Annotated in this window: 12 protein-coding genes; 9 read left to right on the top strand and 3 right to left on the bottom strand. The window is 68.3% G+C overall.

Going from position 1 to position 10,203, the window contains the following annotated elements; genetic code table 11:
* From HMPREF2716_RS23070 to HMPREF2716_RS23055, 4 genes are all read left to right on the top strand, one after another.
* Positions 1-404: response regulator transcription factor (locus HMPREF2716_RS23070; RefSeq protein WP_049263289.1), on the top strand; the 404-nt coding region annotated here is incomplete at its 5' end.
* Positions 405-532: 128 nt separating this feature from the next.
* Complete coding sequence (locus tag HMPREF2716_RS23065; RefSeq protein WP_003091492.1) at positions 533-973, top strand: Spy/CpxP family protein refolding chaperone; 441 nt, start codon at positions 533-535, stop codon at positions 971-973.
* Positions 974-1,087: 114 nt separating this feature from the next.
* The gene (locus HMPREF2716_RS23060) at positions 1,088-2,425 is read left to right on the top strand and encodes a sensor histidine kinase (RefSeq protein WP_033862852.1); all 1,338 of its coding nucleotides are present in this window, start codon (positions 1,088-1,090) and stop codon (positions 2,423-2,425) included.
* A 39-nt stretch (positions 2,426-2,464) separates the two neighbouring features.
* Entirely contained in the window at positions 2,465-2,944 is a 480-nt protein-coding gene (locus HMPREF2716_RS23055; protein WP_003114829.1) for a hypothetical protein, read from the top strand.
* Here HMPREF2716_RS23055 and HMPREF2716_RS23050 read toward each other — a convergent pair.
* Together HMPREF2716_RS23050 and HMPREF2716_RS23045 are read right to left on the bottom strand one after the other, a co-directional pair.
* On the bottom strand, positions 2,925-3,485 hold the full coding sequence (locus HMPREF2716_RS23050; RefSeq protein ID WP_023108565.1) for a nitroreductase family protein: 561 nt from the start codon (positions 3,483-3,485) through the stop codon (positions 2,925-2,927). The two genes, HMPREF2716_RS23055 and HMPREF2716_RS23050, sit on opposite strands and share 20 nt — an antisense overlap.
* A gap of 64 nt (positions 3,486-3,549) precedes the next feature.
* Entirely contained in the window at positions 3,550-3,921 is a 372-nt protein-coding gene (locus tag HMPREF2716_RS23045) for a YkgJ family cysteine cluster protein (protein WP_003114826.1), read from the bottom strand.
* 157 nt (positions 3,922-4,078) lie between these two features.
* Here HMPREF2716_RS23045 and HMPREF2716_RS23040 point away from each other — a divergent pair, with 157 nt between their 5' ends.
* From HMPREF2716_RS23040 to HMPREF2716_RS23020, 5 genes are all read left to right on the top strand, one after another.
* Positions 4,079-5,533, top strand: coding sequence for a TrkH family potassium uptake protein (locus tag HMPREF2716_RS23040; RefSeq protein WP_003114825.1), 1,455 nt, complete (start codon positions 4,079-4,081; stop codon positions 5,531-5,533).
* A gap of 66 nt (positions 5,534-5,599) precedes the next feature.
* Positions 5,600-6,745 (top strand): MlaE family ABC transporter permease, encoded by a 1,146-nt coding sequence (locus tag HMPREF2716_RS23035; protein WP_023096529.1) that lies wholly within the window; start codon positions 5,600-5,602, stop codon positions 6,743-6,745.
* Positions 6,742-7,536: an ABC transporter ATP-binding protein gene (locus tag HMPREF2716_RS23030; protein ID WP_003091499.1), complete on the top strand. Its 795-nt coding sequence runs from the start codon at positions 6,742-6,744 to the stop codon at positions 7,534-7,536. Before HMPREF2716_RS23035 ends, HMPREF2716_RS23030 begins: the two co-directional genes overlap by 4 nt.
* Position 7,537: 1 nt before the next feature.
* Positions 7,538-8,476, top strand: a complete 939-nt coding sequence (locus tag HMPREF2716_RS23025; protein WP_023108566.1) for an MlaD family protein — start codon at positions 7,538-7,540, stop codon at positions 8,474-8,476.
* Positions 8,473-9,105, top strand: coding sequence for an ABC-type transport auxiliary lipoprotein family protein (locus HMPREF2716_RS23020; protein ID WP_023129607.1), 633 nt, complete (start codon positions 8,473-8,475; stop codon positions 9,103-9,105). The genes HMPREF2716_RS23025 and HMPREF2716_RS23020 overlap by 4 nt, the downstream gene beginning before the upstream one ends.
* A gap of 22 nt (positions 9,106-9,127) precedes the next feature.
* Here the strand turns inward: HMPREF2716_RS23020 and HMPREF2716_RS23015 are convergent, their stop codons facing one another.
* A complete protein-coding gene (locus HMPREF2716_RS23015) occupies positions 9,128-10,141 on the bottom strand; it encodes an AraC family transcriptional regulator (protein WP_003114821.1) in 1,014 nt (337 codons plus the stop codon).
* Positions 10,142-10,203 lie beyond the last annotated feature (62 nt).

Raw genomic sequence — 10,203 nt, 5'->3', positions numbered from 1 at the left:
TGGAACTGGGCGCCGACGACTACCTGGCCAAGCCCTGCGATCCGCGCGAACTCACCGCACGGCTGCGCGCCGTGCTGCGGCGAACCCACCCGGCGCAGCCCAGCGCGCAGATGCAACTGGGCGACCTGTCGCTGAACCTGACGCGCGGCGTGGCGCAGATCGACGGCCAGGAGATCAGCCTGACCCTTTCCGAAAGCCGCATCCTCGAAGCGCTCCTGCGCCAGCCCGGCGAGCCGCTGGACAAGCAGGCCCTGGCGCAACTGGCGCTGGGCCGCAAGCTGACCCTCTACGACCGCAGCCTGGACATGCACGTCAGCAACCTGCGCAAGAAGCTCGGCAGCCACCCCGACGGCAGCCCGCGCATCCTCGCCCTGCGCGGCCGCGGCTACTACTACAGCCACTGAGCGGGTTTCGTCAGCCCGCCGACACAAGGTCTTTACCCAAGCTTTACCCAGGGCTGACCGCGCTTGACCTTGACCTCCCTAGACTGGGCTCATCCGGTAAATGGCCGGACCCAGAAAGGAGAAACACCATGCGCAAGACGCTAACCGCCCTGTTCATCGCCGCCGCCCTGCCGACCTTCGCCATGGCCGCGCCCGCCGCCAACGACCTGCCGCCCCCGCCGATGGAAGGCGGCCACATGATGGGCCAGCACGGTCCCCGGCATGGCGGCCCGATGAAGGAACTGAACCTGACCCGCGAACAGCGCCAGCAGATGGGCAAACTGATGGGCGAACAGATGAAGGCCCGCCACGAGATCACCCAGCGCTACCTGGCCAAGCTGCCGGCGGCCGAGCAGAAGGCCCTGAAGGACGAACTCAAGGCCAGCCACGAGAAGACCCAGAAGGACATCCGCGCCCTACTCACCCCCGAGCAGCAGAAGAAGTTCGACGAACTGCAGAAGAAGCGCGAGCAGCGCAAGGCAGAGTGGGCCGAATTCCAGCAATGGAAGGCCGACAAGAAGTCCAACTGACGTCCGAGCCACCGCTACCGGGTCCTCCGGTAGCGGTCTTCCGACCAGCCGGAATCGCATATCCTAGGGGTTTACCCTCGCGGCCGGCCCGACATGCGATTCAACAGGAAAACCATGCGTTCACTCTTCTGGCGAATCCTCGCCGCCTTCTGGCTGGCCCTGCTGCTGGTCGCCGGGCTGTCCATCCTGCTGGGTCGTGCGCTGAACCAGGACACCTGGATCATCGCCCGCCATCCTGGCCTGAAGGATCTCGCCGAGCAGTGGACCGCCCTCTACGAAGAACAGGGCAGCTACGCGGCCCAGGGCTTGCTGGAGCAACGCCGTCGCGACTACGGGATTTCCATCCAGGTGCTCGATGAAAGCGGCCAGCGCCTGGTCGACGGCACCTACCTGCCGCGCCCCAACCACCGCCCGCCGCGCACCAGCGACCGCAACCTGCCGCGCTTCCCCTGGCGCCAGCTGAGCCAGGAATACGTCAGCCCGCAGAGCAACCATACCTATCTGTTCATCTACCGCATCCCGCACCCGGAGCTGGAGGCCTGGCACCGCGGCAGCCTGCTCTGGCCGCTCAGCGCGCTGGGCATCGCACTGGTGGTGCTGACCCTGTTCAGCCTGCTGCTGACGCTGTCCATCACCCGTCCGCTGAACCGTCTGCGGCGCGCCGTGCACGACCTCGGCCAGACCGCCTACCAGAAGGACAGCCTGGCCCGCCTGGCGCGGCGCGGCGATGAACTGGGCACCCTGGCGCGCGATTTCAACCGCATGGGCGAACGCCTGCAAAGCCTGATCGGCAGCCAGCGTCAGTTGCTCCGCGACGTATCCCACGAACTGCGCTCGCCGCTGGCTCGCCTGCGCATCGCCCTGGCCCTGGCCGAACGCGCCGAACCGGAAGCGCGGGCGCAGATGTGGCCGCGCCTGGAACAGGAATGCGACCGCCTGGAAGCGCTGATCGGCGAGATCCTCGCCCTCGCCCGGCTCGACGCCGAACCCGGCGCGAGCCAACGGATCGCCCTGCTACCGCTGCTCCAGCGGCTGCGCGAAGACGCCCTGCTGCTGGCTCCGGAACAGGATATCCGCCTGGAGGTGGCGCCTGACCTGAGCATCGACGGCTGGCCGGACATGTTCGAACGCGCGGTAGACAACCTGCTGCGCAACGCCGTGCGCTTCAACCCCGTCGGCCAACCCCTGGAGGTGCGTGCCAGCAGCGCCGGCGACTACCTGCGCCTGAGCGTCCGCGACCATGGGCCAGGCATCGCCGCCGAACTGCAGGAGCAGTTGGGCGAGCCGTTCTTCCGCGCACCCAACCAGAGCAGCCCGGGACACGGCCTGGGCCTGGCCATCGCCCGCCGCGCCATCGAGCGCCACGGCGGGCACCTGCGCCTGGGCAACCATCCCGACGGCGGCTTCATCGCCACCCTCAGCCTGCCGCTACGGCGCAAGGCGACCGAATGACGCCGCGCCCAGATGAACAATTCCCCAGGAGCATCCGGCATGACTCTTCCCGCTTCGTTGTTCCTCGATGAACGCCCGCTCGCCCAGGCCATCGCGCCGCCGCCGGAACCTCCCGGCGACGAACCGCAATCGCTGGTCCTGGCGGTCGAGCTGGGACAGGTCGCCCAGCAACTGCGGCATCGCTGGGCGCGCCTCGACCTGAACCTGCCGGAACGCGGCACCTGGCCGCTGGAAAGCTGGCGCCCGGCCTTGCACGAGGCGCTCTACGGCCTGCTCGGCGGCGCCGCGCAGGCCCGCCCGTGGCAGCGCATCACACTGAATCCGGCGCTGGACGCACGCCACGGCCGGCTGCGCCTGGACATCCTCGGCCAGGCGGAAGAAGGCCGGCGCTGGCTGCCGGCGGCCGTGGAAGCCGCCCGACGACTGGCCGGCTGGCAGGGCGGACGACTGCTCTGGCACGCCCAGGGCGCGTATTGGTGCGTACGCCTGCTGTTGCCGCTCAGCCCGGCCAGGCGCTGACGAAGGCCGTCGGGTCGAGTTCCGCCGGCGTGCGCAACTCGCCCATCGGCGTACCCAGGTAGACGAAGCCGATGATCCGCTCCTGCTCGCCGAGCCCCAGGCCGGCGTGCACCACCGGATCGGTGGCCATCTCGCCGGTCCGCCACATCGCCCCCAGTCCCTGGGCATAGGCGCCCAGCACCAGGCCGTGGGCAGCGCAGCCAGCGGCCAGCAGTTGCTCGCCATGCGGCACCTTCGGGTGATCCTGCAGGCAGGCCACCGCCACGACCAGCAGCGGTGCGCGCAGCGGCATGTTGCGGGCCTTGGCCAGCGCTTCCTCGGCGGCGTCCGGCTGGCGGCTCGCCAGGGCGCGGGCGTAGAGGTCGCCCAGGGCCCGGCGGCCTTCGCCCTCTACCAGGATGAAGCGCCAGGGCCGCAGTTGCCCGTGGTCCGGGGCACGCAAGGCGACCCGGAACAGCCGGTCGAGCTGCTCCGGCGAGGGCGCGGGATCGCTCAGGCGGGCGTGGGAAACGCGAGTGAGCAAGGCGTCGAGAGCCTCCATGGGCGAACTCCTGTCAGAAACGAAATCGCCATTGTAGACGCAATCGCCAGGCTCACGCCCGCTCTCAGGCGACCCGTCCCGGCGCCAGGTGCGGCTGCAGCGGCGGGGTCAGCGGCGGCAGGCCGTAGGCGGCGCGCGCGGCATCGCAGGCCGGGTTGGGCTGGCCGTTGGCCCAGGCCGCCTCGAACTCGCGGCAGGTACTCGAGCGCTGCTCGTAGACGGTGCAGCGAACGCCGCAACCGACCTCGCCGAGCAGCCCGACGCAGCGCGCCGGCTTGTTCTCGGTACCGCTCATGGCGACCATCTGCGGGCTGATGCGGACGGTCAGTTCGTCGGGTACGACGCCGCCTGCGGAACGGCACTCGCCCCAATAGAAAGACACACGAAAATGCGCACAGCAGGCGCCGCAGGTAAGACACGGATTGTCAGTGGACATGGTTGGCAGAACACCAGAGAAACCGGCGAGCGCCGGCGGGCGAAGCGAGATTCTAGCGATTTCGCGGCTGCTGTGAAGAGGGGCGCAGCGGCAGATTTACTCTCCGCGGACGGCTGGTAGAATGACCGGTCCGCCACCGCCCAGAGCCCCACGATCCATGGCCTTGCCGACCCTACGTATCCTCGGTTTCATCATCGGCATCTTCCTGATCACTCTGGCCGCCAGCATGCTGGTCCCGATCCTGACCATGCTCGCCTTCGACCGTACCGAAGGCATCCAGGCATTCATCTGGTCCAGCGTCGCCACCTTCGTCACCGGCCTCGGCCTGGTCCTGCCGGGACGTCCCGAGCATGTCCACCTGCGCCCGCGGGACATGTACATGCTCACCGTATCGAGCTGGGTGCTGGTATGCATCTTCGCCGCCCTGCCGTTCGTCCTGCAGCAGCACATCAGCTACACCGATGCCTTCTTCGAAAGCATGTCGGGAATCACCGCCACCGGCTCCACCGTGCTCAGCGGGCTGGACGACATGTCCCCGGGCATCCTCATCTGGCGCTCTCTGCTGCACTGGCTGGGCGGCATCGGCTTCATCGCCATGGCCGTGGCGATCCTGCCGATGCTGCGGATCGGCGGCATGCGCCTGTTCCAGACCGAATCCTCGGACCGCTCGGAAAAGGTCCTGCCACGCTCGCACATGGTCGCCAAGTACATCGTCGCCACCTATGTCGGCATCACCCTGCTCGGCAGCCTGGCCTTCTGGGGCGCGGGCATGAGCCCGTTCGACGCGGTCAACCACGCCATGTCGGCGATTTCCACCGGCGGTTTCTCCACCTCCGACCAATCCCTGGCCAAGTGGAAGCAGCCAGCGGTTCACTGGACCGCGGTAGTGGTGATGATCCTCGGCAGCCTGCCGTTCGCGCTCTACGTCGCCACCCTGCGCGGACACCGCAAGGCGCTGATCAAGGACCAGCAGGTCCGCGGCCTGCTCGGCCTGCTGCTGGTGACCTGGCTGCTGATGGGCACCTGGTACGCGGTAACCTCCAAGCTGCCCTGGATGGATGCTTTCCGCATCGTCGCAGTGAACGTCACCTCGGTGGTCACCACCACCGGCTTCGCCCTTGGCGACTACAGCATGTGGGGGCACTTCTCGATCATGCTGTTCTTCTACCTCGGCTTCATCGGCGGTTGCTCCGGTTCTACCGCCGGCGGTATCAAGATCTTCCGCTTCCAGGTCGCCTATACCCTGCTCAAGGCCAACCTCTACCAGTTGATCCATCCGCGCGCAGTGCTCAAGCAGAACTACAACGGCCATCGCCTGGACGAGGAAATCGTCCGCTCGATCCTGACCTTCTCGTTCTTCTTCGCGATCGTCGTCTGCCTGCTCGCCCTCGGCCTGTCGCTGATCGGCCTGGACTGGATGACCGCGCTCACCGGCGCCGCCAGTACCGTGGCCGGCGTAGGCCCGGGGATGGGGCCCATCATCGGCCCCTCGGGCAACTTCGCCAGCCTGCCGGACGCCGCCAAGTGGCTGCTGGCCGCCGGCATGCTGCTCGGCCGCCTGGAGATCATCACCGTGCTGGTCCTGCTGACCCCGGCGTTCTGGCGCCACTGAGCGCTCACGGGCCTGTCTGCAATGGCTCTACTCAGGGACTGAAAAGCCGGTGTAAGCTTCTGCACCATGACGACACAGCCGCAACCCGGCCACGTGAGCCTGGATAGCTCCACCCAGCCCGCCCGCGTCAGAGCCATAGGTGATTGGACGCTCGCCCACTACACGGCTCTGGAGCGCGAGGTGACGCGCCTGCGCAGCGAAGTGGCGGCCAACGCCAGCTTCGACCTGAGCCAGTTGGGCGCCCTGGATACCGCCGGCGCCGCCCTGCTCGCCGAATTGCTCGGCGCCGAGCGGCTGGCCGACCTCGCCGAGCTGGAGCCCGGCCTGCCGCGCGAGCGCCAGGCCCTGCTGAAGACCGTCGGCCACGCCCTGCACGACTTCTGCGAACCGGAAAAACCCAAGCCGCCGACCACCGCCATCGAACTGCTGGCTCGCATCGGCTGTGCCATGGAGACCTTCTGGCTGCACCTCAAGGCACTCCTCGGCTTCATCGGCCTGACCCTGGAGACCCTGCTCCGCAGCCTGGTCCGCCCGGCCAGTTGGCGGGTCACACCGCTGGTGGCGAACATCGAGAAGAGCGGTCTGGACGCGGTGCCGATCATCGCCCTGCTGACCTTCCTGGTCGGCGCGGTGATCGCCTTCCTCGGCGCCACGGTGCTGGCCAACTTCGGCGCGACCATCTACACGGTCAACCTGGTGGTGTTCTCCTTCCTCCGCGAGTTCGCCGTGCTGCTCACCGCGATCCTCATGGCCGGCCGCACCGCCAGCGCCTTCACCGCGCAGATCGGCTCGATGAAGGCCAACGAGGAAATCGACGCGATCCGCGCCCTCGGCCTCAACCCCATCGAGCTGCTGGTGCTGCCGCGGGTGCTGGCGCTGCTGGTATCGCTACCGATGCTGACCTTCGTCGGCATGCTCTGCGGCATCGTCGGCGGCATGACCGTCTGCGCCTGGACCCTGGACATCCCGCCGGCGATGTTCCTGTCGATCATGGAGGACGGAATCGGCGTACAGCATTTCCTGGTCGGTATCAGCAAGGCCCCGCTGTTCGCCTTCCTGATCGCCGTGATCGGCTGCCTGGAAGGCTTCAAGGTCAGCGGCAGCGCCCAGTCGGTGGGCGAGCACACCACCACCAGCGTGGTCCACTCGATCTTCGTGGTGATCCTGCTCGACGCCCTCGCCGCGCTGTTCTTCATGGAGATGGGCTGGTGAGCCAGGACAACCCGCAGGCGATCATCCAGGTCCGCGACCTGTGCAACCGTTTCGGCGCCCAGGCGGTCCACGAGCACCTCGACCTCGACGTCCGTCGCGGCGAGATCCTCGGCGTGGTCGGCGGCTCCGGCACCGGCAAGTCGGTGCTGCTGCGCAGTATCGTCGGCCTGCGCCGGCCGACCTCCGGCAGCGTGCGGGTGTTCGGCGAAGACCTGCTGCAACTGCCGGAGGAGCGCCGCTCCCTGGTCGAACGGCGCTTCGGCGTGCTGTTCCAGCAGGGCGCGCTGTTTTCCTCGCTTACCGTGGTGGAGAACGTCGCCCTGCCGCTGATCGAGAACGCCGGCCTGCCGCGCGCCGACGCCGAGCACCTGGCCCAGGTCAAGCTGGCCCTGGCCGGGCTACCGGCCAACGCCGGCGACAAGTATCCGGCCTCGCTTTCCGGCGGCATGATCAAGCGCGCCGCCCTGGCCCGCGCCCTGGCGCTGGACCCGGACATCCTGTTCCTCGACGAGCCCACCGCCGGCCTCGACCCGATCGGCGCGGCGGCCTTCGACAACCTGATCCGTACCCTGCGCGACGCCCTCGGCCTGACCGTGTTCCTGGTCACCCATGACCTGGACACCCTGTACACCATCTGCGACCGGGTCGCCGTGCTGTCGCAGAAGAAGGTCCTGGTGGTCGATACCCTGGAACGGGTCGCCGCCACCGACGACGCCTGGGTCCGCGAATACTTCCACGGGCCGCGCGGGCGCGCCGCCCACCAAGCCGCCGCCGTGCCGGAGAATCACTGAGATGGAAACCCGAGCCCACCATGTGTTGATCGGCCTGTTCAGCGTGATCGTGATCGGCGCCGCCCTGCTCTTCGGCCTGTGGCTGGCCAAGTCCGGCTCGGAGGGCAAGTTCAACTACTACGACATCGTCTTCAACGAAGCGGTCAGCGGCCTTTCCCAGGGCAGCTCGGTGCAGTACAGCGGGATCAAGGTCGGCGACGTGGCCTTCCTCCGCCTCGATCCGCAGGACCCGCGCAAGGTCTGGGCACGCATCCGCGTGGTGGCCAGCGCGCCGATCAAGCAGGACACCACCGCCAAGCTGGCGCTCACCGGGATCACCGGCACCTCGATCATCCAGCTCAGCAGCGGCACGCCCGCCAGCCCGATGCTGGAGGGCAAGGACGGGAAGATCCCGGTGATCGTCGCCACGCCCTCGCCGCTGACCCAGTTGCTGAGCAACGGCGAAGACCTGATGGGCAACATCAACCAGCTCATCGCGCGCTTCAGCAACCTGCTCTCCGAGGAAAACACAGCGCGCATCAGCCGCACCCTCGACCATCTCGACCAGGCCACCGGCGCGCTCTCCGCCGAGCGCGAGAACGTCAGCGCGGTGATGCAGCAGTTGGCCCAGGCGAGCAGGCAGGCCAACGCCGCGCTGGCCCAGGCCAGCGAGTTGATGCGCAGCGCCAACGGCCTGCTCAACGAGCAAGGCAAGGGGATGCTGGAAAACGCCAACAAGACCATGGCTTCGCTGGAGCGCACCAGCGCCACCCTCGACCAGTTGATCAGCGAGAATCGCCACTCGCTGGACGGCGGCATCCAGGGACTCTCCGAGCTGGGCCCGGCGGTCAGCGAACTGCGCGATACCCTGGCGGCACTGCGCGGAATCAGCCGGCGCCTGGAAGAGAACCCGGCGAACTACCTGCTGGGCCGGGAAAAAACCAAGGAGTTCACCCCATGAGGCTCGCCCTTCGCCCGCTGCGTCGCCTGTCCCTGGCCGCGCTCGCCACCCTCGGCGCCTGCTCGATCCTACCGGAAGCGCAGGTCCTCCAGGTCTACCTGCTACCGGTGCACAACCCTCCGGCCAGCGCCGCCGCGCGGCCGGTCGACTGGTCGCTGCGGATCGCCCGGCCGCGTACCAGCCTGGTGCTGGAGAGCCCGCGCATCGCGGTGCGCCCGCACGGCGACGAAATCAGCGTGTACCAGGGCGCGCGCTGGAGCGATCCGGCGCCGTCGCTGCTGCGCGATCGTCTGATGCAGGCGTTCCAGGCCGACGGCCGGGTCCGCGGCCTGAGCAGCGACGACAGCAACCTGCAGGCCGATTTCGAACTGGGCGGCGACCTTCGCGCCTTCCAGACCGAGTACCCGAACGGCCAGGCCAGCGCGCTGATCCGCTACGACGCGCGCCTGGTGCGTACCGACGACAAGCGCGTGGTCGCCAGCCGGCGTTTCGAGGTCAGCCAGCCGGTGGATGGCAAGAAGGTCGCGGCGGTGGTCAGCGCCTTCGGCAAGGCCGGCGATACGCTGTCGGCCCAGGTTCTCGACTGGACCCTACGCCAGGCCTCGGCGCAACCCGCCGTGCAGCCCTGAAGCGTCCCGCCTGGCCTGGCGACTAGCCCGGGCGCTCCTGGCGGCGCGCCCGGTATTCGTTGGGCGTGCAGCCGAACCAGCGGCGGAATGCCCGGAAGAAATTGCTCGGATCGGCGAAACCCAGCAGGTAGGCGACTTCCAGCAAGGTCAGGCCGGGCTGCTGGAGATACTGTTCGGCCATATCCCGGCGCGTGTCGTCGAGCAGTTGCTGGTAGCTGGTGCCTTCTTCCTGGAGGCGCCGTTGCAAGGTGCGCTGCGACAGGTGCAGCGCCTGGGCCACCCGTTCGCGCTTGGGTTCTCCCTGCGGCAGCAGCCGGCACAAGGTCTGCCGGGTCAGATGGGTAATGCGGCTGGTACTGAAACGCGCCAGGTATTCGCCGGCGAAGCGATCGTGCAACTGGGCCAGCGCCTCGTTGGCCGAGGGTAGCGGCGTCTCGAGGTCGACGCGGGAAAACACCAGCGCGAACTCCTCGGCGTGAAAGCGCAGCGGCGCGCGGAACAGCTCGACATAGGGTGCCAGCGGCTCGCGGGGCGCGCCGGGCAGTTCCACCGCCAGCGGGTCCAGCGACCGGCCGGTGATCCAGCGGACCATGTCCACCAGGTAGGCCAGCGAGCATTCGGCACTCTGCGGTGGCGCCGGCAGGCGATCGCCATGCACCGTGACGCCGATTCGATAGCCCTGCGGCGTGCGGCGGAAAGTCAGGTCGGACGCTTCCGCGATGATCCGCTGGTAGCGCTCCAGGCGCGCGAAGCCTTCCGCCAGGTTGCGGCTCGACATCAGCGCATAGCCGACGACGTGGAAAGCCGGGCGCCGGACCCGGGCGATGTTCAGGGCGATCGCCGGGTTGCCGCTGAGCGCCACCGCACGCTGCCACAGACGGCTCATGGCGTCCTGCGGGAAGCGCGCGTCGGGGTCCTGCAAGGCCTGGTAGTCGAGGCCCAGCTCGGCGAACAGCTGGCGTCCGTCGAGGCCTTCCAGCTCCAGGGCGAGGACGATGCCCTGGACCCAGCTGGACAAGGTTGTACGTTCCGGCATCGGTCTCTTCTTGTTCTGGCGGGAGGCACGCCGACCGTCGTCCGGCCTGGCGGCCCAAGGAT

It is taken from the genome of Pseudomonas sp. HMSC076A11 (assembly GCF_001810205.1).
GTDB lineage: Bacteria > Pseudomonadota > Gammaproteobacteria > Pseudomonadales > Pseudomonadaceae > Pseudomonas > Pseudomonas aeruginosa.
The sequence above is the reverse complement of the archived record's forward strand: the minus strand, read 5'-3'. Positions and strand labels throughout refer to the sequence as shown.